We start from the raw sequence: 24,424 nt of genomic DNA, 5'->3' as shown, positions 1-24,424 counted from the left end.
GCGCCACCCTGCCGCCCCGGCGCCGCCGACAACACCCGGACCAAGGTCGCCCCCCCCGCGAGGGACGTTGACGCGGACGCGGGCATCGGGCAGGCAGGCGCCATGCTCAGGATCGCCGACATCACCTATTCCGTCGAGGGCCGCCCCCTGTTCGAGGGCGCCTCTGCCACCATCCCCACCGGCCACAAGGTCGGCATCGTCGGCCAGAACGGCGCCGGCAAGACCACGCTGTTCAAGCTGATCCGGGGCGAACTCACGCTCGAGGGCGGATCGATCACGATCCCCGCCCGCGCCAAGATCGGCGGCGTCGCGCAAGAGGTGCCGTCGTCCTCGGACACGCTCCTGGCCACGGTGCTGGCCGCCGATACCGAGCGCGCGGGCCTGATGGCCGAATCCGAGACCGCCACCGACCCCGCCCGGATCGCCGAGATCCAGACCCGGCTCGCCGATATCGACGCCTGGTCGGCCGAGGGCCGCGCGGCTTCCATCCTGCGCGGCCTCGGGTTCGAGGCCGAGGACATCCTGCGCCCCTGTTCCGACTTCTCGGGCGGCTGGCGGATGCGGGTGGCGCTGGCGGGGGTGCTGTTCGCCCAGCCCGACTACCTGCTTCTCGACGAACCGACCAACTACCTCGATCTCGAGGGCGCGCTGTGGCTGGAAAGCTATCTGGCGAAATATCCCCATACCGTGCTGATCATCAGCCACGACCGCGGCCTTCTGAACCGCGCCGTCGGCGCGATCCTGCATCTGGACAGCCGCAAGCTGACGCTCTGGACCGGCCCCTACGACCAGTTCGCCCGCCAGCGCGCCGAACAGCGCGCGGTGCAGGCGGCCGAGGCCAAGAAGCAGGAGGCCCGCCGCGCCCACCTGCAAAGCTTCGTCGACCGCTTCAAGGCCAAGGCCTCGAAGGCGCGCCAGGCGCAGAGCCGGGTCAAGCAGCTTGAACGGATGGTGTCGATCACCGCGCCCGAGGATGCGGCGAAACACGTCTTCAACTTCCCCAAGCCCGAGGAACTCTCGCCCCCGATCGTCAATCTGGAAGGCGCGGCGGTGGGTTACGACGGCCGCGCGGTGCTGAAGGGCCTCGACCTTCGGATCGATCAGGACGACCGCATCGCGCTTCTGGGCAAGAACGGCGAGGGCAAGTCGACGCTGTCGAAGCTGCTCGCGGGCAAGCTCGACACGATGGCGGGCAAGATCAGCCGCTCGGGCAAGCTGCGGATCGGCTATTTCGCCCAGCATCAGGTCGACGAGCTTTACCTCGACGAGACCCCGATCCAGCACGTGCAGCGCGTCCGCCCGGGCGAGGCGCCGCCGCGGCTGCGCGCCCGGCTCGCGGGCTTCGGCCTTGGCGCCGATCAGGCCGACACGGCGGTGGGCCGGCTTTCGGGCGGCCAGAAGGCACGTCTGTCGCTGCTGCTGTCGACGATCGAGGCGCCGCACATCCTGATCCTCGACGAACCGACCAACCACCTCGACATCGAAAGCCGCGAGGCGCTGATCGAGGCGCTGACCGACTATTCCGGCGCGGTGATCCTCGTCAGCCACGACATGCATCTTCTCAGCCTCGTGGCCGACCGGCTGTGGCTGGTGAAGGGCGGCGCGGTGACGCCCTACGAGGAGGATCTCGAGGCCTATCGCGCGCTGCTGCTGCAATCGGACGCCCCGTCCAAGGCCGAGAAGCCGAAGCCCGAGAAGAAGCGCGCGACCCGCGACGAGATCCTCGCGCTGAAGGCCGAGGTCCGCAAATGCGAGGAGCGGGTGACCAAGATCGAGGAGATGCGCGGCAAGCTGGCCACCAAGCTTGCCGATCCCGACCTTTACGAGGCGTCGCGGGCGGGCGAGATCGAGGTCTGGCAGAAGAAATACGCCGAGGTCATGGACGGGCTCGACCGGGCCGAGGCGATGTGGGTCGCGGCGCAGGAAAAGCTCGACGCCGCCCAGACAGCCTGAGGAACCGGGCTGAGGAGGCGGCCCGAGCTGACCGCCCGATCACGCGGATCAAGCAGGCGGCCCGAGCGGACCATCTGACGGGTGCGATCACGGGGGTCCCGTGATCGCGATGGTCAGGCGGATGTCCCGCGGATCTCTCGCGAAAGTCCCCGGGGCCTCAGCCCCGGGCGATCACCGCCGCGGCGGCCTCGAGCGCGCCCTTGCCATGCGGGATCCCCAGCGCGATCATCCCCGCCTCGATCGTGCCCAGCACGCCCAGCACCATGTGCGCGTTCAGGTGACCCATGTGGGCGATGCGCAGGAAGTCGCCATAGTTCGGGTCCGACGGGGCGGCCATGCCCAGCCCGATCCCCAGCGTCACGCCGGCCTCGGTCTCCAGCCACTTGCGCAGCCGCCCGGCGCCGCCGCCACCGATCCTGACCGCGGTGACCGACCGGCCGCGCCGGTTCGGGTCGGCGATGTTCATCGCGATGTCGCCGCCCTTGCCCCAGGCCTCGAGCGCGGCCCAGACCGCCTCGGACAGGGTGCGATGGCGGGCCCAGACGTTCTCGATCCCCTCTTCGTCCAGGATCATCGTCAGCGATTCCCGCAGGCCGAACAGGTGGTGGGTCGGCGCGGTGCCGCAGAAGAACTGGTAATATTCGTTGACGTCGATCCGCGGCGTCCAGTCCCAGTAGGGCGTGGCCATGTCGCCGCCCGCGCAGGCCGCGACCGCCTTGTCCGACAGCCACACGAACGACAGGCCCGGCGGCACCATCAGCCCCTTCTGGCTGGCCGCGACCATCACGTCGACGCCCCAGTCGTCGAACCGGAACTCGTCGCAGCCGAGCGAGGCGATGCAGTCCACCGCCAACAGCGCCGGGTGGCCGACCTCGTCCATCTTCGCGCGGATCGCGGCGATGTCGTTGCGCACGCCGGTCGCGGTGTCGACATGGGTGACCAGCACCGCCTTGATCCGGTGCCCGGCATCCTTGGCCAGCGCGTCCGCGATCGCCTCGGGATCGGCCGGGGTCTTGAGGCCGAAGTCGATCGTCTCGACCTGCACGCCCATGCGCCGCGCGGCCTCCGCCCAGCCCACGCCGAAGCGCCCGGTCAGCGCCACCAGCGCCGTGTCCCCGCGCGAGAACATGTTGGCGATCGCCGCCTCCCAGCCGCCGTGGCCGTTGGCGATGTAGATCGCGACATGGCCCGAGCACAGCGCCACCCGCTTGAGATCCGGGATCAGCCCCTTGGTCATCTCGACCATGGCGCCTTCGTAGATGTTGGGCGCCGCGCGGTGCATCGCGTTCAGCACCCGGTCGGGCATCACCGAGGGGCCGGGAATGGCGAGATAGCTGCGACCGTGGGCAAGGGACATGGAGACTCCGGGATCTTCATCTGCTGGATGGCGCGGGATCGCGCCCCTGCGGGTGCGGCTCCGGCGGCAAATGCGTATGCCCGGCGACAGGCAAGGTCAATCCGCCTCGCTTGCCAGCCCGGGGCCGAGTCGCTAAGTCCGGCGCAACCGATCCCGCCACGCTTGCGCGAAGGACCCGCATGACCGACCGAGGCCCCGAGGACGAGCCCGCCGATCCCGGCGCCCCGCCCCCGGCGCCGCCGTGCGACCCGGCTGGCAAGCCGACGGACGCGGCGACGGGCGCGGCGAAGCGCGGCGCGAAGGGCAATCCGGCGACGGATGCGGAGGCGCCCGATGACGGCGCCCGCGCCGAGGGCCGGCGCCTGACGCTGCCGCGCCCGCGCCCGACCCAGCGCTCGGGCGGCCGCGCGCCCTTCGATCTCAGCGCGCCCTGGGGCCGGCTGCGGGCGCGGCTGCACATGAACTTCCGCGACCACGGCATCCTGCGGCTGCTCTGGGCCAACGACCACAAGGTCTGCGACGGCGTCTGGCGCGCCAACCAGCCCTCGCCCGAGCGGATGCGGATCTGGAAGGACCGCGGCTTCCGCACGGTGCTGAACCTGCGCGGCGACCGGCCCGAAAGCTATTGGCTGTTCGAGGCCGAGGCCGCAGAGGCGCTGGGGCTGACGCTGATCGACGCCTCGCTGCGCGCCCGCCGCCTGCCCGGCCGCGACCGGCTGCTGGAGCTCGAGGCGCTGTTCCGCCGGATCGAGACGCCGGTGATCATGCACTGCAAGTCGGGGGCCGACCGCACCGGCTTTGCCGCCGCGCTGTGGCTTCTGATGATCGAGAACCGCCCCGTGGCCGAGGCGATGCGCGAACTGCACTGGCGCTTCCTGCATTTCCGGGGCGGGCCGACCGGCGTGCTCGACCAGTTCCTGCGCAGCTACGCCGCGGCGCAGGCGGCAACCGGCATCGGCTTCCACGACTGGGTCAGCGAGGTCTACGACCCCGAGACCGTCACCGCCGAATTTGCCGACTGGCGCCACGGCCGGCGCAGCTGGCTGCCCGAGATCCTGACCGGCGGCGGCGGCGCGGAAGAGCGCGACTGACCACCCCCACCGCCCGCCCCGCCCCCCGGCCCGTGTATTGCCCGGTCCATCCCCGGCCCGGCTCGTACTCTGCCCAGCCGTACTCTGCCCAGCCCGTACTCTGCCCGGCCCGTACTCTGCCCAGCACGTACTCTGCCCGGCCCGTATCCTGTTCAGCTTGTTCCCTGCCCAGCCCGTTCCCTGCCCGGCCCACGGCTGACCGGCGGCTGGCCCGCGGCCAGCCCGGCTTGTCGTCCGGCCTGTCACCCGCCCCGTCACCCGCCCGAAGCGCCCGGGCCCGCGCGGCTGCAATCAAGGTCCATGCGGGCCTCGCCGGTATCGCCGGGGACGCCGGTGGTGAAGCTGCCGCGTTCGACCCGGCAGCCGCTGGCCTGCTCGGCCGCCTGCATCATCAGGGTCTGCACGCCCGCCCGCTGCGGCAGCGTCAGGTAGTCGAGCCGGATCACCTCGGCCCGCTCGCCCTTCTGGAACACGGTGAAGCGCAGCCCCGACAGCACGAGGTCGGTGCGCGTCGCGCCGAAGAATTCGGGTGCCGGCGAGGCGCAGCCCGCCAGCACGAGGCACGGGACCAGAACGGGGCCAAGGCGCGGGTGCATCGCCCGAGCCTGCGCGGCACATGATTAACAGAGGGTTAAGGGCGGACGGCAACGCCGGGCGGTGGCCGGACGCGGCATCCGGCGCCGGCCGGGGCTGTCCGCGGGGCGTGCCCGAGCGTCAGGCATAATTTTCCGCGATCTTCGGGGAACGCGCGCCGGGCGGCGGCGTTTGCCCCCCGAACCCGGAGCCCGGACCGCAGCGCGTGCCGGCCCCCCATCCAGCGCCTGATCCAACCAAGGAGATCCCCATGCGCATCGCACTCGTCCTGACCGCCCTGCTCGCCCTCACCGCCTGCGAGACGATGAAGGGCGCGGGCCGCGACATCCAGTCGGGCGGCGCCGCGCTCACCAGCGAAGCCTCGCAGACCCAGCAGCAGATGTGATCCCGCGCCGGTCGCAGTCCGGTCCTGGCCGCCACGGCGCCCGGACCGGATCGCGACCGGATCGGCCCCCCGGGCCTACGGCGCCCCCACCGACCCGGCGGGCGCGTTGTCGTATCCGCGCGCAAGACGCCCGACGATCCTCCGCCCGTGCCCACGACACCTGCCGCCACGCGACACGACCGCGCACCGGGCAACACCCGTTCATGCCGCAACCGCGCGGCCGACGGGTCCGTGAAGGCGTCGGCCCTTCCGGTCAGAACGCACCGCCCTGCCAACCTGATACCCGCAACGACCAAGGCGACGACTGTTTCGCATCTCCGGCGCAGTCACCGAGATGACGTGGCTTCGCCAGCTCCCGGCGACAGAGGTCGCCTGCCCGGTCTCCTCTGCGAGCGTACGGATGGCCGGAAGGGCCGCGAACCGCCCCTCCGGCCGATCCTTGTCGGCCCGGCGTCGACGCGGGCAAGCCGCGGCGCGGTGCGGCAGCCCGTCCAGCCGCCCATCGCTGCGTAGGGTCGGCGTCCTTCAGCCTGTCGGCCCAGCCCGGTCGCCGCCGCACCCTGTGCGAGCCCCGGACAGCAGACCGGGCCCGGCCGCGCGGAGCGGCGGGCACGGTCGGGCGTCTTCGCACAGGGCGACCTAGAACGAGGCGCCTTCGGACGGGGTGTGACCCCCGCCCCCGGCCTCAGTGCAGCGAGACCTCGGCCTGGCGATCGCGGAAGTCGTCGCGCAGGTCCTTGCCGAACAGCGCCTTGGTCCCGGTCACGAGGCTCGACCCGGTTTCCCAGATCTCGGCCCGGTCGAGGTCGAAGCGCAGCAGCACCAGCGAGGGGTCGTCCTTGCCCTCGGGGTACCAGGCGGCGACGAAGGGGTTCCACAGCCGCTCGACCACCGCGCGGTCGGTGTCGAGCGTGAGCGAGCCGCGGATCGTCGCATAAAGGTCATTGTTCTTCGCGACGAAGGTCGCCACCGCGGCCTCGGCCCCGCCGGCGAGCGCGCGGGCGAGCGAGGTGTCCTTGGCGGTGAAGATCCACAGCGGACCCTCGTGCTTGCCGGTCTCCTCGTCGACGAGCGCGGTCATCGGCCGGGGATGGTCGTCGGCCGGCGTCTCGAGGCCGATCATCAGCGTGCGGTCGCTGGAGAGATGTTTCCACAGGTGGTGCTTGAGATCTTCGGGGGTGCGCATCAGGGCGTCCTTTCCGTTGCGTGAGCGTCGATGGGTCAACGCGGGACGGGCGGGGGCGTTCCGGGGCGTTCAAGGGGATGTGAGCGGGACGGCCCGGGGGGGCAGGCAGGGCGCGCGGGCACGGGGAGGACCGGGGAGCAAGAGCGCGCGGCCGGGGCGGCGGCCTCGGCGCAGGCGGAGGGGCCGGAGGGGCTGCCTGCCCCTCCGGACCTCCCCGGGGATATTTGAGCCAAGGCGAAAGCAGGCCCGCCACGGGATGCCCGCAGCGAGGCAGTTCGTCGGGCGGCTGGTCGCGCGACCGGTCAGGCGGCGCGGGCCTCGCGGATCAGGGCGAGGATGTCGCGGGCGGCGGCCGGGATGTTGGTGCCGGGGCCGAAGATCGCCTTCACGCCGTGGTCGTAGAGATACTGGTAATCCTGCTGCGGGATCACGCCGCCGCAGATCACCAGGATGTCGCCCGCGCCCTGCGCCTTCAGCGCCTCGACCAGCTTCGGTGCCAGCGTCTTGTGGCCGGCGGCCTGGCTCGAGATGCCGATGACATGCACGTCGTTGTCGACCGCATCCTGCGCGGCCTCTTCCGGGGTCTGGAACAGCGGCCCCACGTCGACGTCGAAGCCGATGTCGGCGAAGGCCGTCGCGATCACCTTGGCGCCGCGGTCGTGGCCGTCCTGGCCCATCTTCACCACCAGCATCCGCGGCCGGCGCCCCTCGTCCTCGGCGAAGGCCTCGACATCGCGCTGGATCTGGGCAAAGCCCGCATCGCCCTCGTAGGCCGCGCCGTAGACGCCGGCGAGGGTCTTCACCTCGGCCCGGTGCCGGCCGAACACCGCCTCCATCGCCATCGAGATCTCGCCGACGCTCGCCCGCGCCCGCGCGGCCTCGACCGCCGCCGCGAGCAGGTTGCCGCCCTCGGCCGCGCGCCGCGTCAGCTCGGCCAGCGCCGCGTCGCAGGCCGCCTGGTCGCGGGTCGCGCGGATGCGCCCGAGACGGGCCACCTGCGCCTCGCGCACCTTGACGTTGTCGATGTCGAGGATGTCGATCGCATCCTCCTTCGCCAGCCGGTACTTGTTCACGCCGACGATCACGTCCTCGCCGCGGTCGACCGCGGCCTGGCGGCGCGCGGCGCTTTCCTCGATCCGAAGCTTCGGCATCCCCGAGGCCACCGCCCTGGTCATGCCGCCCATCGCCTCGACCTCCTCGATCAGCGCCCAGGCCTTCTCGGCCAGTTCGGCCGTCAGGCTCTCGACGTAGTAGCTGCCCGCGAGCGGGTCGACGACATGGGTGATGCCGGTCTCTTCCTGCAAGATCAGCTGGGTGTTGCGCGCGATGCGGGCGCTGAAGTCGGTGGGCAGCGCGATCGCCTCGTCGAGCGCGTTGGTGTGCAGCGACTGCGTGCCCCCCAGCGCCGCCGCCATCGCCTCGTAGGCGGTGCGGATGACGTTGTTGTAGGGGTCCTGTTCCTGCAAGCTGACGCCGGAGGTCTGGCAATGGGTGCGCAGCATCGACGATCCGGGCTTCTTCGGATCGAACTCGGCCATGATCCGCGACCACAGCAGCCGCGCGGCGCGCAGCTTCGCGGCCTCCATGAAGAAGTTCATGCCGATGGCGAAGAAGAACGACAGCCGGCCCGCGAAGGCGTCGACATCCATGCCGCGCGCGATGGCGGCGCGCACGTATTCGCGCCCGTCGGCGAGGGTGAAGGCGAGTTCCTGCACCAGGTTCGCGCCCGCCTCCTGCATGTGGTAGCCCGAGATCGAGATCGAGTTGAACTTCGGCATCTCGGCGGCGGTGTATTCGATGATGTCGGCGATGATCCGCATCGAGGGTTCGGGCGGATACACGTAGGTGTTGCGGACCATGAACTCCTTGAGGATGTCGTTCTGGATCGTGCCCGACAGATCGGCGCGGGCAACGCCCTGCTCCTCGCCCGTGACGATGAAATTCGCGAGGATCGGGATCACCGCGCCGTTCATCGTCATCGAGACGCTGATCTTCTCCAGCGGAATGCCGTCGAAGAGGATCTTCATGTCCTCGACGCTGTCGATCGCGACGCCGGCCTTGCCGACATCGCCGACGACGCGCGCGTGGTCGCTGTCATAGCCGCGGTGCGTGGCCAGGTCGAAGGCGACCGACACGCCCTGCTGCCCGGCCGCGAGCGCGCGGCGGTAGAAGGCGTTCGATTCCTCGGCCGTCGAGAAGCCCGCGTATTGCCGGATCGTCCAGGGCCGGCCCGCGTACATCGTCGCGCGCACGCCGCGGGTGAAGGGCGCGATCCCGGGCAGGCTGCCCATATGCGCAAGGCCCGCGGTGTCGGCCTCGGTGTACAGCGGCTTGACCCGGATCCCCTCCAGCGTCTGCCACTCCAGCCCGGACGGGTCGCGGCCCTTCAGCTCGCGCGCCGCCAGTGCCGTCCAGTCCTCGATCTTGCCGCTCATCTCACCTCTCCCTGACCTGGTCCCCGCCGCGCGGGTCGTCTGCGCCGCGGCCGGCCGCCGGCCCTTCCCCGGGCCGGTGCCGCCGCCTATATTCCAAGCGACAGGAGGACCGATGCCGCGACCCCATGCCCTTGCCCTCGCCTCGCTGCTGGCGGCAGCGATCCCGGGCGGCATCGCCGCCCAGGCGCTCTCTCCTCCGGTGGCCGAAGCCGCGGGCGATGCTGCCCCCGGCACCGCGACCGGCCCTGCGACCGACCTTGCGACCGACCCTGCGGACCGGCTGATCCATCCCGCCGCCGACCAGCGGATCGAGGATTTCCGCTGGGATCACCGCCTGGTCGTCGTCTTCGCCGACACCGAGCAGGACCCCGCCTTCCGCCAGCAGATGGCCTGGATCGCCGCCCGGCCCGGGGACCTGATCACCCGCGACGTCATCGTGCTGACCGACACCGCGCCCGACAGCCCCGGCCCGATCCGCCAGGGGCTGCGCCCGCGCGGCTTCTCGGTGGTGCTGGTCGACAAGGACGGCATCGTCAACCAGCGCAAGCCCTTCCCGCAGGAACTGCGCGAACTGACCCGCAGCATCGACCGCATGCCGGTGCGCCAGGAAGAGATCCGCCGCCAGCGCTTCGGCGGCTGATCCCCTGCCCGCCCCGATCGCTGCCCGGGTCACTCGAACTCCAGGATCACGTCGTCGACCTTCAGGCTTTCGCCCGGGGCGGCATTGACGCGGCTGACCACGGCCCTGCGTTCGGCGCGCAGGATGTTCTCCATCTTCATCGCCTCGACCGTGGCCAGCGCCTGGCCCTCCTGCACCTCGTCGCCGGGCGCGACGTTGATCTTCACCACCAGCCCGGGCATCGGGCACAGCAGGAATTTCGACGTGTCGGGCGGCAGCTTCTCAAGCATGTGCGCCGACAGCGCCGCGGCGCGCGGGCTGCGGATGTTGACCTTCAGATCCGCGCCGCGGTGGCGCAGCCGGAAGCCCTGCGGGATCTTGCCCACCTTCATCACCAGCGCCGTGCCGTCGACCTCGGCCCGGCACAGCGCCATCCCCGGCGTCCAGTCCGAGGCGACGCGATGCGCGGTGCCATCCTCGAAGGTCACGGTCGACCCCTCGCGGTCGGCCGCGATCGTCACCGGATAGCTCTCGCCCTGCAGCGTCACCACCCAGTCGGTGCCGACGCGGCGTTCGTGGTTGCCCAGCGTCCCCGAGATCCGCGCGCGACGGATCTCGGCCACGCGGTTCATCGCCGCCGCCACCGCCGCCACCCGGCGCAGCGTGCCCTGCGTCAGCGTCGCGCCCTGGAAGCCCTCGGGATATTCCTCGGCGATGAAGGCGGTGGTGATCTCGCCCTTCACGAAGCGCGGGTGATCCATCACCGCGGCCACGAACGGCAGGTTGTGCCCGATCCCCTCGACCTCGAACGTGTCGAGCGCGACGCGCATCTTCTCGATCGCCTCCAGCCGCGTCGGCGCCCAGGTGCACAGCTTGGCGATCATCGGGTCGTAGTACATCGAGATCTCGCCCCCCTCGAACACCCCGGTGTCGTTCCTGACGATCCCGCCCGCATCCTCGCCCTCTTCCGGCGGGCGATAGCGCGTGAGCCGGCCGATCGAGGGCAGGAAGTTGCGGTACGGGTCCTCGGCATAAAGCCGGCTCTCCATCGCCCAGCCCTGGATCAGCAGATCCTCCTGCCTGAAGGGCAAGGGCTCGCCATCCGCGACGCGGATCATCTGCTCGACCAGGTCGACGCCGGTGATCAGCTCGGTCACCGGGTGTTCCACCTGCAGCCGGGTGTTCATCTCGAGGAAGTAGAAGTTGCGGTTGCCGTCGACGATGAATTCGACGGTCCCGGCGCTGGTGTAGCCCACGGCCTTGGCCAGCGCGCAGGCCTGCTCGCCCATCGCGCGGCGCGTCTCCTCGTCAAGGAACGGCGAGGGTGCCTCTTCGATCACCTTCTGGTTCCGGCGCTGGATCGAGCATTCGCGCTCGTGCAGGTAGACGCAGTTGCCATGCTTGTCGGCCAGCACCTGGATCTCGATGTGGCGGGGCTGGGTCACGAACTTCTCGATGAAGATCCGGTCGTCGCCAAAGCTGTTGGCGGCCTCGTTCTTCGACGATTCGAACCCCTCGCGCGCCTCCTGCGCGCTCCAGGCGATGCGCATGCCCTTGCCGCCGCCGCCGGCGCTGGCCTTGATCATCACCGGATAGCCGATCTCGTCCGAGATCCGCACCGCCTCCTCGGCATCCGCGATCAGCCCCATGTAGCCGGGCACGGTCGAGACGCCGGCCTCCTGCGCCAGCTTCTTCGAGGTGATCTTGTCGCCCATCGCCTCGATCGCCGGGCTCGGCGGGCCGATGAAGACGACGCCCGCCTTCTCCAGCGCCGCGGCGAAATCCATGCGCTCGGACAGGAAGCCATAGCCGGGGTGGACCGCCTCGGCGCCCGTGGCCTTGATCGCCTCCATGATCTTGTCGATCACGATGTAGGACTGGTTGGCCGGCGGCGGGCCGATGTGGATCGCCTCGTCCGCCATCTTCACGTGCAGCGCGTTGCGGTCGGCGTCGGAATAGACCGCCACCGTCTGGATCCCCATCTTCCGCGCCGTCTTGATGACGCGGCAGGCGATCTCGCCCCGGTTGGCGATCAGGATCTTCTTGAACATCGGCGCTCCCCCCGAAGTGACTGGAACCCGGCGCGCGGGCCGGACATGGCGACGCGAACGACAGCGGGCCGCACGGGGGTGTCACCCCCCGGCGGCCCGCAGCGGATCATGTCGAAAGACGTATTAGTTGCAGACGCCGACGTCGTCGCAAAGCGCACCGGCGGCCGCGCCCGCGGCCGAGGCCGCGGCGACGGTGCCCAGCCCGTTGCCGGTCGCGACGGCCCCGATGCCGGCGATCGAGGCGCCGACCGCGCCGCGTTCGAGGTCGTTCTGTCCGCAGGCCGCGAGTCCGGTGACGAGGACGAGGCCGATGGCGAGTGCAGTCCGTTGCATGGGGAACCCTTCACACTGTTGCAGTATCGCAACCGCAACCGGTCATGGCGCGACAGGTTCCCGACACGCATTGTTTCTGCGGGCAAAAGCGGCCGCTGCGCCGGCCCGGAAACGACGAGGCCGCCGCACCCGGCGGGTACGGCGGCCACAACATCGCTGCGCGCCCCGACGGCGCGGCCCGGCTCAGTACGAGCGGCGGCAGATGCCGGCGTCGTCGCACAGGGCGCCTGCGGCACCGCCGATCGCGGCACCGGCGAGCACGTTGTTGTCGGTCGCGTCGGCGACGAGAGCCCCCGCGCCGGCGCCCAGAGCGGCGCGGCCGCCGTCAGTCTGGGTGCATCCGGCGACGGCCGCGGCGCCGAGAATCGCGAGGAGGAAAAGTTTCGAATTGCGCATGATGATGCTCCGCCTTCCGTACGGGTTGTTGTCTTGCAACATATTAACGGCGGTTTCGGTTCCGAAAAGCAGATAGCGCGCGCATGGGCGCCGCTTTGCCGACGCACGTCGCACGCGCGGGCATTGCCCGGGCCGTCATGCCGGGCCGGGGGAAAAGCCGACCCGGTCCGCGCGGGACCGGGTCGGAAGTCAGGGGAAGGGTAACGGTTACAACGAACCGGTGCGGCGTCGCTGATCGCGCCGGCCGCCACATCCCGACGATGCGTGGCTAATGGTTGCGATGCAACGCAAAGCTGAACGCCCGAAGCTGCGTCGGCGAATTCCGGCCAAGGCTGAACAGGCGTCGGCAGCATCGCGCTCAGTCCTCGTCTTCCCAGTCGCCATCCTCGTCGTCGTCAAAGCCCCAGTCGTCCTGCTCCTCGGCGAAGACGGCGGGGAAAGACGCTTGGGCGCGCTTGAGGTCGATTTTCAACATCGCCTCGTAACTTTGCGGATCGAAAGGATCTTCTGCGGCCACGACTTCGCGGCCGAACAGCCAGGACAGCCGTCCCGCATCCAGGTTGCCACGCTCGAAAGGCTCTTCGCCGAAATGGTTCCACAACGCGGCCATGAAGGCCTCGTCGGCGCGGCGGTCCATCGCGGCGCGGTCCTTGAACCGCTCGCGGCGGATGATCTTGGTCACCCCCTTGCGGTTGACCGCGCGGCGGATGGTGAACTGGAAATCGGTGCCGGTCAGGCGGCCGGGAAAACCGCGATGCTTCAGCATGGCGCGCTCCGTCTCAGGGGGCCGCGCGACCGGGGGGCGCAGGCGCGCCGGCCAGGGCCGGCGGCCCGGCAGGTGTCAGTTGGCCGCAGCCGCGGGGGCGGCGGGGTCTTCGATGTAGACCAGCGGCGAGGGTTCGCGCGAGCAGGCGCAAAGCGCAAGGCCGCAGAGCGCGAAAAGCAGGAAAGTTCGGGGCAAGGCAGGTCTCCGTGCAGGGGGGCGGTCGGTGCGAAGACCACCACGCCCGCCCGCGCGCCGCAACCCCGCCGGACCGTCGCGCGCGCCATCAGAACATCTCCCATTCGCAGGCGCCCTCGCCGGGCTGGTAGGCCTCGAAGAACTGGGTCGCCTCGGGATCGGTCTCGCCGAAGGGCATCTCGCGGTCCGCCAGCGAGATCACGATCTGGCGCGGCTGCGGGCCCGTCGTCGCGATCCGCGGCAGCGCGAAGCTGTCGCACAGCCACTGCATGTCCGCCGACACCGCATCGAGGTCGAGCCCCGCCGCCTCGCCGCCGGCGATCCCGGGCGCGAGGAAGCGGAACCGCGCCGTCAGCCCCTCGGGGCCGTGCGCGTCCTGCAGCGTCTCGACCCATTCGACCGCCAGCCCCGAGGGCGTGACGATCGGCGCGGCCAGCGCCGGCGCGGGCAGCAGCAGCAGGGCGGCAAGGCGGATCATCGCTCGGCCTCCGGCCGGTGCGGCCGCTCGGGGCGCCGCGCCAGGCAGTCGATCTCGACCAGGGCGCCGACCGCCAGGGCGGTCACCCCGATCGTGGTGCGAGCGGGCCTGCGATCTGGCGTGAAGTACGCGGCGTAAGTTTCGTTGAAGGCGGGATAATCCCGCTCGAACTGCGTGAGGTAGCAACGGCATTGAAGGACATCCGACCAGGAAAGGCCGATACCTTCCAGCACGAGCGCCAGGTTGTCCATCACCCGCCGGGTCTGCGCCACGATGCCCTCGGGCAGCGCCGCGTCCGGCGCCGCCGGATCGGTCGGCATCTGCCCGGTCAGGAACACCCAGCCATCGGCCTCGGTCGCGTGGCTGAACGGCGCGACCGGGCGCGGGCCCTGGGCAAGGAGATGGAACAGGCTCATGTCGTGATCACAGCGGGATGTTGTCGTGCTTCTTCCACGGGTTCTCAAGCCGCTTGCCGCGGAGCGAGGCGAAGGCGCGGGCCACCCGCCGCCGGGTCGAGCGCGGTTGGATCACCTCGTCGATGAAGCCTTTTTCCGCGGCGACAAAGGGGTTTGCGAAGCGATCTTCATACTCTTTCGTCCGCGCGGCAATCTTCTCGGGCGCGCCCAGTTCGGACCGGTACAGGATTTCCACCGCGCCCTTGGCGCCCATCACCGCGATCTCGGCCGTGGGCCAGGCATAGTTGAAATCGCCGCGCAGGTGCTTCGAGCTCATGACGTCATAGGCGCCGCCATAGGCCTTGCGCGTGATCACGGTCACCTTCGGCACCGTCGCCTCGCCATAGGCGAACAGAAGCTTGGCGCCGTGCTTGATGACGCCGCCGTATTCCTGGCTCGTGCCCGGCAGGAAGCCCGGGACGTCGACGAAGGTCAGGATCGGGATCTCGAAGCAGTCGCAGAAGCGCACGAAGCGCGCGGCCTTGCGCGAGCTGTCGATGTCGAGGCACCCCGCCAGCACCATCGGCTGGTTGGCGACGACGCCGACGGTCTGCCCCTCGATCCGGATGAAGCCGATGATGATGTTGCCGGCGAAGTCCTTCTGGATCTCGTAGAAATCGCCCTCGTCCGCGACCTTGGCGATCAGCTCCTTCATGTCGTAGGGCTGGTTCGGGTTGTCGGGGATCAGCGTGTCGAGGCTTTCCTCGACCCGGGCGACGTCGTCGAAGAACGGCCGCACCGGCGCCTTCTCGCGGTTGTTGAGCGGCAGGAAGTCGAAGAGCCTGCGCACCTCGGCCAGCGCCTCGACATCGTTCTCGAAGGCGCCGTCGGCGACCGAGGATTTCCGGGTATGGGTCGAGGCCCCGCCCAGCTCTTCGGCGGTCACCACCTCGTTCGTCACGGTCTTCACCACGTCGGGGCCGGTCACGAACATGTAGCTCGTGTCCTTCACCATGAAGATGAAGTCGGTCATCGCCGGGGAATAGACCGCGCCGCCGGCGCAGGGACCCATGATCACCGAGATCTGCGGCACCACGCCCGAGGCCATGACATTGCGCTGGAAGACTTCGGCGTAACCCGCAAGAGAGGCGACACCTTCCTGGATCCGCGCCCCGCCCGAGTCGTTCAGCCCGATCACCGGCGCGCCGTTCTGCACCGCCATGTCCATGATCTTGCAGATCTTCAGCGCATGGGTTTCCGACAGCGAGCCGCCGAAGACGGTGAAGTCCTGCGAGAAGACATAGACCATGCGGCCGTTGATCGTGCCCCAGCCGGTGACGACCCCGTCGCCCGCCGGCTTGTCGGCCTGCATGTCGAAATCGACCGCCCGGTGGGCGACGAACATGTCGAATTCCTCGAAAGACCCCTCGTCGAGCAGAAGCTCGATCCGCTCGCGCGCGGTCAGCTTGCCCTTGGCATGCTGGGCGTCGATCCGGCGCTGGCCACCGCCGAGCCGCGCCTGCTGACGCCGCTCCTCGAGCTGTTGCAGGATGTCCTTCATCGCGATCCCCCCGTTCGTCGCGGGGGCAAGACCCCGCCATTGCTGCGCAAGCTAGCGCTGCGCAAGATTGTTACCAAGTCCGATTGCGAAAATTTGCAAAGTGTTGGCAAGCAACGTTCTGCAAATTGCGTATCCGCAAATTCCGCAACGACCGCGCGGCGGGCGCTGGCCCTGCGCCGCGGCAAAGGGTAGCAGTGCAACCATTCCCGCCCCCGGAGCCATGTCGATGCCTTTCGCCCTGCCCGCCCTGCCGCCCGCGCTCTGGACGGTGTTGTTGCTGGTCGCTTCCAACATCTTCATGACCTTCGCCTGGTATGGCCACCTGAAATTCAAGTCGGCCCCCCTTGCCGTGGCGATCCTGGCCAGCTGGGGCATCGCCTTCTTCGAATACCTGCTGCAGGTTCCGGCAAACCGCATCGGATACGGGCAGCTGTCGGCCGCGCAGCTGAAGGTGATCCAGGAGGTGGTGACGCTGTCGGTCTTCGTGATCTTCGCCTGGGCCTGGCTGGGCGAGGCGCCGACCTGGCGCCACCTGCTGGGATTCGCGCTGATCGGCTGCGGCGCGGCGCTGATCTTCCTGGGCCCCGGGGCGCGGCCATGAGCGTGCCGCGCAGCCCCCACATCCTGACGCTGGTCTCGCTTTCGGCGATGAGCGCGCTGTCGATCAACCTGTTCCTGCCCTCGCTGACCGGGATGGCGCGGTATTTCGGCGTCGACTACGCGGTGATGCAGTTCGCGGTCTCGGGCTATCTCGCGGCCTCGGCGCTGGCGCAGCTGGTGATCGCGCCGGTCTCGGACCGGTTCGGGCGGCGGCCGCTGATGCTGGCGGTGCTGGCGATCTTCGCGGTGGCGACCTTCTGGTCGATGGTGGCCGAGACGGCGGCGGCCTTCCTGGTCGCGCGGATGTTCCAGGCGGTGATCGCCGCGGCGGTGCCGCTGGGGCGGGCCGCGGTGCGCGACGTGATGCCGGGCCCCGAGGCGGCAAGCCGGATCGGCTACATCACCATGGGCATGGCGCTGGCGCCGATGCTGGGGCCGATGATCGGCGGCGCGCTGGACGAGGCCTTCGGCTGGCGCGCGTCGATCGGCTTCCTGTTCGCGCTGTCCTGCGCGGCGCTGGTCATCGCCTGGTGCGACATGACCGAGACGGTGGTGGTGCGCCAAAGCTCGTTCCGGGCGCAGTTCGCGGCCTATCCGGCGCTGCTGCGCTCGCAGCGGTTCTGGGGCTATGCGCTGGCGGCGGCGCTGGGTTCGGGCGGGTTCTTCGCCTATGTCGGCGGCGCGCCCTTCGTCGGCTCGGTCGTCTTCGGGCTGAGCCCCGGGCAGGTGGGGATGTTCTTCGCCTTCCCGGCGCTGGGATATGCCGTGGGCAACTTCCTGTCGGGGCGGTTCGCGATCCGGCTGGGGATGGACCGGGCGGTGCTGATCGGGGCGGTGCTGTGCAGCCTGCCGATGGCGGTGGCGCTGGCGGTCGACCTGGCGGGGGCGATGCATCCGGCGGTGTTCTTCCCGGCGGTGGGGGTGATGGCGCTTGGCAACGGGATGCTGCTGCCGTCGGCCACCGCCGGCACGATGTCGGTGCGCCCCGAACTTGCGGGCTCGGCCGCGGGCCTGGGCGGGATGATGGCGATCGGCACCGGCGCGGCGCTGGCGGCGCTGGCCGGGGCGATGCTGCATGACGACACCGGCGCCACGCCGCTGATCGGGCTGATGCTGACCTCGTCGCTGCTGGCGATCCCGTCGATCCTGTGGGTGCGGCACCGCGCCCGCCGGCTGGGGCTGTAACGGGCCGGGCGCGGCGCGCGCGGGGGCTTTCCGCGGCGCTTTGCAAAGGGTACCTTTCACTTGGCAAACCGGCTGGGGAGGGACGGATGGCGACGCAGAAGCTCTATGCCGGGCTGAAGCTGCGCGAGACGCGCGGGCGGCTGGGCCTGACGCAGAAGGCCTTCGCCGAAAAACTCGGGGTGTCGCTGCCCTATCTCAACCAGATGGAGAACAACCATCGCCCGGTCTCGGCGCAGGTGGTGCTGGCGCTGGCGGGCGAGTTCGGGCTGGACGTGACCGAGCTGACGGCGGGCGATGCCGAGCGGATCGTGTCGGACATGCGCGAGGCGCTGGCCGACCCGGTCTTCGCCGATGCCGCGCCGCCGCTCGCCGACCTGCGGCTGGCGGCGTCGAACGCGCCGGCGCTGGCGCGCGCCTTCCTCGAGCTGCACCGCGCCTATCGCCAGACGCACGAACGGCTCGCCTCGCTGGACGAGGCGCTGGGGCGCGACGGCAGTTCGGTCCATGCCAGCCCCTGGGAGGAGGTGCGCGACTTCTTCCACTACTGCGACAACTACATCGACGCCGTCGACCGCGCGGCCGAGCGCTTCGCCTGCCCCGGCGGCCGGCGGCGCGACGTGGTCGAGGCGGCGGCGGCGGCGCTGGAGCGGCGCGGGATCGCGCTGGAATTCGCCGACATCGCCGAATTCCGCCAGCAGGTCCCGGACCGGCTGGTGATCTCGACCCGGATCGCGGATGCGACGCGGCGGTTCCAGGTGCTGCACCAGATCGCGCTCCTGACGCAGAACGACCTGCTGGAGGCGACGCTGGATCTGGCGCGCTTCCAGACCGAGACGGCGCGGGCGATCGCCAAGATCGGGCTGGCGAACTATTTCGCCGGCGCCGCGCTGATGCCCTATACCGCCTTCATCGAGGCCGCGCGCGAGAGCCGCCACGATCTCGAGCGGCTGGCCGATGTCTTCGGCGCCTCGATCGAGCAGGTGGCGCACCGGCTGTCGACGCTGCAGCGGCCGGGGCTGAAGGGGGTGCCGTTCTTCTTCGTCCGCGTCGATCAGGCCGGCACGATCACCAAGCGCCATTCGGCCACGCGGCTGCAGTTCGCCCGCTTCGGCGGCGCCTGCCCGCTGTGGAACGTGCACCAGGCCTTCGAGACGCCGGGGCGCTTCCTGCGCCAGCTGGTCGAGACGCCGGACGGGGTGCGCTATCTCTCGCTCGCGCGCGATGTCTCCAAGCCCGGGGGCAGCTTCACCGCCCCGGTGCGGCGCTATGCGATCAGCCTGGGCTGCGAGGTCGCCCATGCCGCGCAGCTGGTCTATGCCGACGACCTCGACCCGTCGAACCCGCGCGCCTACCAGCCGATCGGGATCTCGTGCCGGATCTGCGAGCGGCGCGACTGCCACCAGCGCTCGGTCCCGCCGCTGGAGCGGCGGCTGCGGGTCGACCCCGAGCGGCGCGGGCTGCTGCCCTACGAGATCGCCTGAGCCCGCCCGCCGCGCGCTCAGCGCGGGCGTGACGGGCGGGTCCGGTTGCGGACAGGCGTCGTCTGCGCGGGGCGTCGCCTGCGCAGGGGCGTCGCCTGCGGGGGCTCAGCCCTGCGCGGGCACCATGCCGCCGGTCAGGAAATGCGCGATCTGGTCCTTCAGCCGGGCGCGGCGCTGGCGCAGCTCGGTCTCGGCGGCGGCGGCGATCGGCTCGACCAGGGTCTCGGCCTTGTAGACCGCGCGGTTGACCTCGTCATACTCGGCCACAAGCGTGGCAAAGCGCGGGTCGGCGATCTTCAGCAGGTGCAGCCGCTCCACATGCTCGGGGAAATCCTCGGCGATCTGGTGGGGAACATGGGTCATCTGGGGCACTCCCTTCTTGCGACGGGACCAGTCAAGCACCCCGCCGCCGCGCCCGCCTTGATCCGGATCAAGACCGGGTCACGATCCCCCGGCCCGCCGCCAGCCCGCCGCCCGCGCCTGCGCCTCGGAGCAGAACCACCGCTCGCCGCGCGCGGTGTCGATCCGGGTCGCGCCATAGCTGGCCATGCCCGGCAGGTGATACAGGTGGCCGTTGCCCGAGATGTTGCCCTTGATCGCGCAGCCGGCCTGCGGCGGGGCCGGGTCGGGCGCCGCGGCCCGCTGCGCCGCGCGCCAGTCCGCCGGCCGCTCGGCCGCGCCCGCCCACAGGCCGCGCGCGGCGATCGCGGCACGTTTCTCGGCATCGACGTAATCGAGCGCATAGGCGCGGTAGGCGAAGGCGGCGCCGTCCTCGACCATCTGGGCGCCAAGGTCCCGGCCGCGGCGGAAGCAGCGCGCCACCAGCCGGTCGTAGCGGTCGCGCTCGATCCCCTCGCAGCGGATCTCGCGCCCCGCCAGCGCGGCGAGGTGATGGCGCGACCAGCCGCCGCAGTCCCAGTCCCGCCCTTCGGCATTGGTGCAGGACTGCGCGAGTTCGGGCGCGTCGATGCCGAACAGGCGGATGCGCTCGCCCCCCAGCCGCAGCGTGTCGCCGTCATGCACCTGCGGCCGGCCGGTCAGCACCTGCGCGACGGCGGGCGCGCCCGCGAGGCAGAGGGCGGCGATCAGGGGCACAAGGCGGGTCAGGCGGCGCATGGCAGGATCTTCCAGGTCGGTTTCGGCCCGGCGGTGCCGCGCGCGGCCTTGCCCGGGGCCGGGCTTTGGGCGAATGGTCGCGCCGAACTGCGGCCGCTTCGGGGCCATGACGCGAACAGGCGGGGGCATGCCGGGTTGGGGGCGATGATGCAACTGGTGAACGGCCCGGGCGGGCAGCCGGTGGCGTTCGACCGCCCACGGGCGGTCCTGCGCGCCGACACCCCGGCCGAGGTCTGGGGCGTGCTCGAGGCCGCCGAGGCCGCGCGCCGCGCCGGCGGCTGGATCGCGGGGATGATCGCCTACGAGGCCGCCGCCGCCTTCGAGCCGCGGCTGGCCGACCTGCCGCGGGGGCCAGGCCCGCTGGTGCACCTTGGCGTGTTCGACGCGCCGGGGCCGCTGGCGCCGGCCGCCCCGCCGCCCGTGCAGCCGCCTTCGCCCGGGGCCCGTCCCGACCCCGAGGCGCTTGGCGCCTTCGCGCCCCTCGTGCCCCAGGCCGAGCACGAGGCGCGGGTGGCGCGGGTGCTCGACTACATCGCGGCGGGCGACTGCTATCAGGTCAACCTGACCTTCCCGATGGAGGCCCGCTGCGCCGCCGCGCCCGCGGCGCTCTGGTCGGCGCTGCGGGCGCGCCAGCCGGTGCCGCATGCCGCGCTGGTGACGCTGCCCGAGGCGCCGGCGCTGGTCTCGCTCTCGCCCGAGAGTTTCTTCGCGCTCGACGGGGCGGGCGGGATCGCGACGCGGCCGATGAAGGGCACGCGGCCGCGCGACCCGGACCCGGCGCGCGACGCGGCCGCCGCGCGCGCGCTGGCGCGGTCCGAGAAGGACCGGGCCGAGAACCTGATGATCGTCGATCTGTTGCGCAACGACATCTCGCGGCTGTGCCGGCCGGGCACGGTGCGGGTGCCCGAGCTGTGGCGGGTCGAGCATTACGCGACGGTGCACCAGATGGTCTCCGAGGTGCGCGGCACGCTTGCAGGGCCCCTGGACCTGCCCGAGTTGATCGCGGCGCTGTTCCCCTGCGGCTCGGTCACCGGGGCGCCGAAGATCCGCGCGATGCAGGTGATCGCCGCGCTCGAGGGCCGGGCGCGCGGGGCCTATTGCGGCGCGATCGGCTGGGCGGCGCCCGACGGGCGCGCGGCGTTCAACGTCGCGATCCGGACGCTGGCGGTGCAGGACGGGCGCGCGCGGCTGGACGTGGGCGGCGGCATCGTGCACGACAGCACGCCGCGCGGCGAATGGGAGGAAGCGCTGTGGAAAAGCCGTTTCGCGAGGCCGCTCTGGCCGCCGGAGACCGCCTGATCGAGACGCTGCTGTGGTCCGGGCAGGCGGCGCCGCGCGCCGGGCGGCACCTGGACCGGATGGCGGGATCGGCGCGCGCGCTGGGCTTTGCCTTCGACCGCGCGGCGGCCGAGGCGGCGCTGGCGGCCGCCGTCGCCGGATCGGGGTTGGGACTGGGGTCAGGACCGGGGTTCGGACGGGCGCCGCTGCGGCTGCGGCTGACGCTGGCGCGCGACGGGGCGCTTGATGCGGTGGCGGCACCGCTGCCGGCCGGACCCGCGGGCTGGCGCGTGGCGCTGGCGCCGACGCGGATCGACGCGGGCGATCCGTTGCGCGGCCACAAGACCACGGCGCGCGCGCTTTACGACCGCGACCGGGCGGCGCTGCCGGCGGGGATCGACGAGCTTGTCTATGCCAATGGCGCGGACCGCATGGTCGAGGGCACGATCACGACGCTGGTCTTCGATCTGGGCGACGGGCTGTCGACGCCGCCGCTGGCCGAGGGCTGCCTGCCGGGCGTGCTGCGCGCGGCGCTGCTGGCCGAGGGGCGCCTGCGCGAGGCGCCGCTGCCGCTTTGCGACCTGCCGCGGGCGCAGCTGTGGTGCGGCAACGCGCTGCGCGGGCTGATCCCCGCCCATCTCGTCGCCCTCCCCGACTGACGCGCCCGGCTCGCGCGGCGCCCCGGGGTGCCGTTCGCGGCCGACCCGCACCACCAGCCCGCCGCGGCCCGTCGCCTGCCCCGCGGGCACGGGCGGCGCCCGGACGCGCCGGCGCCGCGGTGGCGGCAGGTCGAGGGGCCGTCCGCGGCGCCGTGCCGGACCAGATGGCCACCCGCGCGCGTGACCGGCGCCGCGAGGGCGGGCGGCGGCCGGTCGCGCGGGCGGACCGCGACCCGGTGCGCTCAGGCTCGGCGGCGGGCCTCAGCCCTCGGGCGCGGCGCGGGTGACGATGCCGCGGCCCGCCGCCTTCGAGGCGTAGAGCGCGCGGTCGGCATCGCCCAGCATCCGGCCCAGATCGCCGGCCGGGTAGTCGCGCGACAGGGCGATGCCGAAGCTGCCGCTGACCCCGCCCGTGCGCGCGGCGCCGGGTTCCGCCGCGACCGCGCCGCGCCCGAGCGCGGTGATCCGGTCGATGACCCGGGTGCAGATCGCCTCGGCCTGCGCCTGGTCGAGCGGGCCGCGCAGCAGCAGCACGAATTCGTCCCCGCCAAGCCGCGCGGCCATGTCGCGGGCCCGGATCTCGGCGCGCAGGATCGTGGCCACGTCGCACAGCACCGCATCGCCCGCGGCATGGCCGGCGCTGTCGTTGAGCTGCTTGAAGTGATCGAGGTCGAGATGGGCGAGCGCGAAGCCATCCTCGCCCCGGCGGGCGGTGCGCATCGCGTCGGCCAGCGCGGCCTCGAAGGCGCGGCGGTTGGCAAGGCCGGTCAGCGGATCGGTCAGCGCCCGGGCGAGCGCGTCGCGATGCGCGCTTTCCAGGCGCAGCGCCAGCCCGCGCAGCTCGGCCGCGACGGCGGATTTCGCCTCGAGCAGGTAGAGCATGTCGACGGTCGGATCGGTCGGGGCGAAATCGGCATCGGTCAGCAGGTGGTCGGCGACCGCCCCCGCGACGTCGAGCCCGAAGCCGAGGTTGAACAGCCAGCCCGCCCCGTCCGGCAGCCGGGCCGGCACCGCCTGGGCGCGCAGCCGGGTGCCCTTGCCCGCGGTCACCAGAAGCTCGATCCGGCGCGGGCGATGCGCGACGAGCCAGGCAAAGCCCGCCGCGCCCGGCGGTCGGCACAGCTGGAACAGCGCGTCGAAGGGCCGGCCGGGCGCCGGCGCGCCGAGGATGCGCGCGAGCGTGGGCCCCGTCGCCACGACCTCGCCCGTGGCCGAGACCGCGAGGAACAGCGGCATCAGCCGCCCAAGCTCGGGCCAGCCGGTCTGCACGCCGCCGCCCGCGCCGCCCCCACCGTCGGCGACCGGATCGGTACTGCGCCGGCCCTCGGCCGGCTCCGGCGTCGGGGCGGGCGGGCGGGCGAGCCCGTCCCCGCCCGCACCCGGGGGCGCCGCCGGGCCGTCCCCCGCGACGGGCGGGCCGCCGACGCGGCCGCCGGCGACCGTCGCCTCGCCCGGGCCCGCCGGGCCGGACAGGAGGTCGGATAGGGGAACCGACAGGACGCCGGACTGCGGGAAAGACCGAGGGCCGGACTGCGGGCCAAACTGCGGGCCGGACTTCGGGCCGGGCCGGAGGCGAGGCGCGGGAGCCGGGCCGGAGGCCGCGACGGGCGCGGGGCCGGGGGCGTGCTCGGGACCCGCGCCCGCGCAGTCGGCCGGAGCTTGGCCGGCTGCGACCGTCCCGGCGATGGTCCCCGCGATAGTGCCGGAGCGGCAGCCGGGGCCGGCTGTCGTGGGGGCGCGGCCGGTTGCCGCGCCGGCCCGCGGATCAGGGGCCGCGCCCGGCACCGGCGACCCGTCCGCGTCGGCCCGGCCGCCGACAGGGTCGCCGTCAGGGTCGCCGACAGGGGCTCCGGTCAGTCCGGTCATGGCGCGCGCGGGCCGGTCGGGACGGCGGCCCTCGGTCGGGCACGGGATGGCGGCGGCGTCGGGCCCGGTCGCCGTCGCGGTCGCGGTCGCCGTCGCGGGCGCGGGCGCGGGCGGTGACAGGGCCGCGGCGCCGACCAGGGCCTGGCGCCCCTCGCGGCCAAGGCCGGCGGGCGGGGCGCAGGCGCCGACGGGGCGGAGCCGCGCCGGGCGACGGAGGCGGTCGGCGCCCATCGCTCACTCGCCCCCCGCCGCCGCCGCGAGCCGGAAGCCGCGGCCGGGGGCATAGCGATCCTCGAGCAGGTCGAGCACGATCTCGAACCGGTCGGGCGCGGTCTCGGCCAGGTCGATCAGCGCCAGCGCGCCGTAGTCGTCGGCCATCGCCCGCACGAGGCCCGCCAGCACCGGGGCCACCAGCGCCGCCGGCACCGCCCGCACCGCGCCGTG

General features: G+C 72.0%; 23 protein-coding genes and 1 pseudogene. 9 read left to right on the top strand and 15 right to left on the bottom strand.

The window, feature by feature from the left end; genetic code table 11:
• Window positions 1-102 precede the first annotated feature (102 nt).
• Window positions 103-1,953, top strand: a complete 1,851-nt coding sequence (locus tag V8J39_RS01985; protein ID WP_336459190.1) for an ABC-F family ATP-binding cassette domain-containing protein — start codon at window positions 103-105, stop codon at window positions 1,951-1,953.
• Window positions 1,954-2,110: 157 nt separating this feature from the next.
• Here V8J39_RS01985 and V8J39_RS01980 read toward each other — a convergent pair whose 3' ends face one another.
• The gene (locus V8J39_RS01980; protein WP_336459189.1) at window positions 2,111-3,310 is read right to left on the bottom strand and encodes a pyridoxal-phosphate-dependent aminotransferase family protein; all 1,200 of its coding nucleotides are present in this window, start codon (window positions 3,308-3,310) and stop codon (window positions 2,111-2,113) included.
• A 179-nt stretch (window positions 3,311-3,489) separates the two neighbouring features.
• Between V8J39_RS01980 and V8J39_RS01975 the strand changes: the two genes are divergently transcribed.
• Entirely contained in the window at window positions 3,490-4,401 is a 912-nt protein-coding gene (locus V8J39_RS01975; protein WP_336459188.1) for a fused DSP-PTPase phosphatase/NAD kinase-like protein, read from the top strand.
• Window positions 4,402-4,655: 254 nt separating this feature from the next.
• On the opposite strand, the gene V8J39_RS01970 is transcribed toward V8J39_RS01975, so the two are convergent.
• On the bottom strand, window positions 4,656-4,997 hold the full coding sequence (locus V8J39_RS01970) for a hypothetical protein (protein ID WP_336459187.1): 342 nt from the start codon (window positions 4,995-4,997) through the stop codon (window positions 4,656-4,658).
• Between the two features lie 248 nt (window positions 4,998-5,245).
• Here V8J39_RS01970 and V8J39_RS01965 point away from each other — a divergent pair, with 248 nt between their 5' ends.
• Entirely contained in the window at window positions 5,246-5,380 is a 135-nt protein-coding gene (locus V8J39_RS01965) for an entericidin A/B family lipoprotein (RefSeq protein ID WP_336459186.1), read from the top strand.
• 685 nt (window positions 5,381-6,065) lie between these two features.
• Here the strand turns inward: V8J39_RS01965 and V8J39_RS01960 are convergent.
• On the bottom strand, window positions 6,066-6,566 hold the full coding sequence (locus V8J39_RS01960) for a pyridoxamine 5'-phosphate oxidase family protein (RefSeq protein WP_336459185.1): 501 nt from the start codon (window positions 6,564-6,566) through the stop codon (window positions 6,066-6,068).
• Window positions 6,567-6,868: 302 nt separating this feature from the next.
• Window positions 6,869-9,001, bottom strand: a complete 2,133-nt coding sequence (gene scpA, locus V8J39_RS01955) for a methylmalonyl-CoA mutase (RefSeq protein ID WP_336459184.1) — start codon at window positions 8,999-9,001, stop codon at window positions 6,869-6,871.
• A gap of 112 nt (window positions 9,002-9,113) precedes the next feature.
• Between scpA and V8J39_RS01950 the strand changes: the two genes are divergently transcribed.
• The gene (locus V8J39_RS01950; RefSeq protein ID WP_336459183.1) at window positions 9,114-9,641 is read left to right on the top strand and encodes a DUF4174 domain-containing protein; all 528 of its coding nucleotides are present in this window, start codon (window positions 9,114-9,116) and stop codon (window positions 9,639-9,641) included.
• 29 nt (window positions 9,642-9,670) lie between these two features.
• Here the strand turns inward: V8J39_RS01950 and V8J39_RS01945 are convergent, their stop codons facing one another.
• The 7 genes from V8J39_RS01945 to V8J39_RS01915 form a co-directional block, all read right to left on the bottom strand.
• Window positions 9,671-11,671, bottom strand: coding sequence for an acetyl/propionyl/methylcrotonyl-CoA carboxylase subunit alpha (locus V8J39_RS01945; RefSeq protein WP_336459182.1), 2,001 nt, complete (start codon window positions 11,669-11,671; stop codon window positions 9,671-9,673).
• Between the two features lie 123 nt (window positions 11,672-11,794).
• The gene (locus V8J39_RS01940; RefSeq protein ID WP_336459181.1) at window positions 11,795-12,004 is read right to left on the bottom strand and encodes a hypothetical protein; all 210 of its coding nucleotides are present in this window, start codon (window positions 12,002-12,004) and stop codon (window positions 11,795-11,797) included.
• Window positions 12,005-12,187: 183 nt separating this feature from the next.
• Window positions 12,188-12,400 carry a hypothetical protein gene (locus V8J39_RS01935; protein ID WP_336459180.1) on the bottom strand — a complete coding sequence of 71 codons (213 nt, stop codon included), beginning with the start codon at window positions 12,398-12,400 and terminating at the stop codon, window positions 12,188-12,190.
• Between the two features lie 358 nt (window positions 12,401-12,758).
• Window positions 12,759-13,166 (bottom strand): hypothetical protein, encoded by a 408-nt coding sequence (locus V8J39_RS01930; protein ID WP_336459179.1) that lies wholly within the window; start codon window positions 13,164-13,166, stop codon window positions 12,759-12,761.
• A 283-nt stretch (window positions 13,167-13,449) separates the two neighbouring features.
• The gene (locus V8J39_RS01925; RefSeq protein ID WP_336459178.1) at window positions 13,450-13,839 is read right to left on the bottom strand and encodes a DUF6497 family protein; all 390 of its coding nucleotides are present in this window, start codon (window positions 13,837-13,839) and stop codon (window positions 13,450-13,452) included.
• The gene (locus V8J39_RS01920) at window positions 13,836-14,255 is read right to left on the bottom strand and encodes a RidA family protein (RefSeq protein WP_336459177.1); all 420 of its coding nucleotides are present in this window, start codon (window positions 14,253-14,255) and stop codon (window positions 13,836-13,838) included. The genes V8J39_RS01925 and V8J39_RS01920 overlap by 4 nt, the downstream gene beginning before the upstream one ends.
• A 7-nt stretch (window positions 14,256-14,262) precedes the next feature.
• Window positions 14,263-15,795 carry an acyl-CoA carboxylase subunit beta gene (locus V8J39_RS01915; protein WP_336459176.1) on the bottom strand — a complete coding sequence of 511 codons (1,533 nt, stop codon included), beginning with the start codon at window positions 15,793-15,795 and terminating at the stop codon, window positions 14,263-14,265.
• A gap of 238 nt (window positions 15,796-16,033) precedes the next feature.
• On the opposite strand from V8J39_RS01915, the gene V8J39_RS01910 reads away from it, so the two are divergent.
• From V8J39_RS01910 to V8J39_RS01900, 3 genes are all read left to right on the top strand, one after another.
• Complete coding sequence (locus V8J39_RS01910) at window positions 16,034-16,396, top strand: DMT family protein (protein WP_336460171.1); 363 nt, start codon at window positions 16,034-16,036, stop codon at window positions 16,394-16,396.
• Window positions 16,393-17,580: a multidrug effflux MFS transporter gene (locus V8J39_RS01905; protein ID WP_336459175.1), complete on the top strand. Its 1,188-nt coding sequence runs from the start codon at window positions 16,393-16,395 to the stop codon at window positions 17,578-17,580. The genes V8J39_RS01910 and V8J39_RS01905 overlap by 4 nt, the downstream gene beginning before the upstream one ends.
• Window positions 17,581-17,666: 86 nt before the next feature.
• On the top strand, window positions 17,667-19,061 hold the full coding sequence (locus tag V8J39_RS01900; RefSeq protein ID WP_336459174.1) for a helix-turn-helix domain-containing protein: 1,395 nt from the start codon (window positions 17,667-17,669) through the stop codon (window positions 19,059-19,061).
• Window positions 19,062-19,166: 105 nt separating this feature from the next.
• Here V8J39_RS01900 and V8J39_RS01895 read toward each other — a convergent pair whose 3' ends face one another.
• The gene (locus tag V8J39_RS01895; RefSeq protein WP_336459173.1) at window positions 19,167-19,424 is read right to left on the bottom strand and encodes a YdcH family protein; all 258 of its coding nucleotides are present in this window, start codon (window positions 19,422-19,424) and stop codon (window positions 19,167-19,169) included.
• A gap of 78 nt (window positions 19,425-19,502) precedes the next feature.
• The gene (locus tag V8J39_RS01890; RefSeq protein ID WP_336459172.1) at window positions 19,503-20,177 is read right to left on the bottom strand and encodes a thermonuclease family protein; all 675 of its coding nucleotides are present in this window, start codon (window positions 20,175-20,177) and stop codon (window positions 19,503-19,505) included.
• A gap of 144 nt (window positions 20,178-20,321) precedes the next feature.
• On the opposite strand from V8J39_RS01890, the gene V8J39_RS01885 reads away from it, so the two are divergent.
• Entirely contained in the window at window positions 20,322-21,476 is a 1,155-nt protein-coding gene (locus V8J39_RS01885; RefSeq protein WP_336459171.1) for an aminodeoxychorismate synthase component I, read from the top strand.
• A complete protein-coding gene (locus V8J39_RS01880; RefSeq protein ID WP_336459170.1) occupies window positions 21,428-22,114 on the top strand; it encodes an aminotransferase class IV in 687 nt (228 codons plus the stop codon). The genes V8J39_RS01885 and V8J39_RS01880 overlap by 49 nt, the downstream gene beginning before the upstream one ends.
• 261 nt (window positions 22,115-22,375) lie before the next feature.
• On the opposite strand, the gene V8J39_RS01875 is transcribed toward V8J39_RS01880, so the two are convergent.
• Complete coding sequence (locus V8J39_RS01875) at window positions 22,376-23,383, bottom strand: GGDEF domain-containing protein (RefSeq protein ID WP_336459169.1); 1,008 nt, start codon at window positions 23,381-23,383, stop codon at window positions 22,376-22,378.
• A gap of 831 nt (window positions 23,384-24,214) precedes the next feature.
• A pseudogene (locus tag V8J39_RS01870) lies at window positions 24,215-24,424 on the bottom strand (heme NO-binding domain-containing protein); the annotation flags it as partial.

It is taken from the genome of Frigidibacter sp. MR17.24 (assembly GCF_037095655.1).
Lineage (GTDB): Bacteria > Pseudomonadota > Alphaproteobacteria > Rhodobacterales > Rhodobacteraceae > Frigidibacter.
The sequence above is the reverse complement of the archived record's forward strand: the minus strand, read 5'-3'. Positions and strand labels throughout refer to the sequence as shown.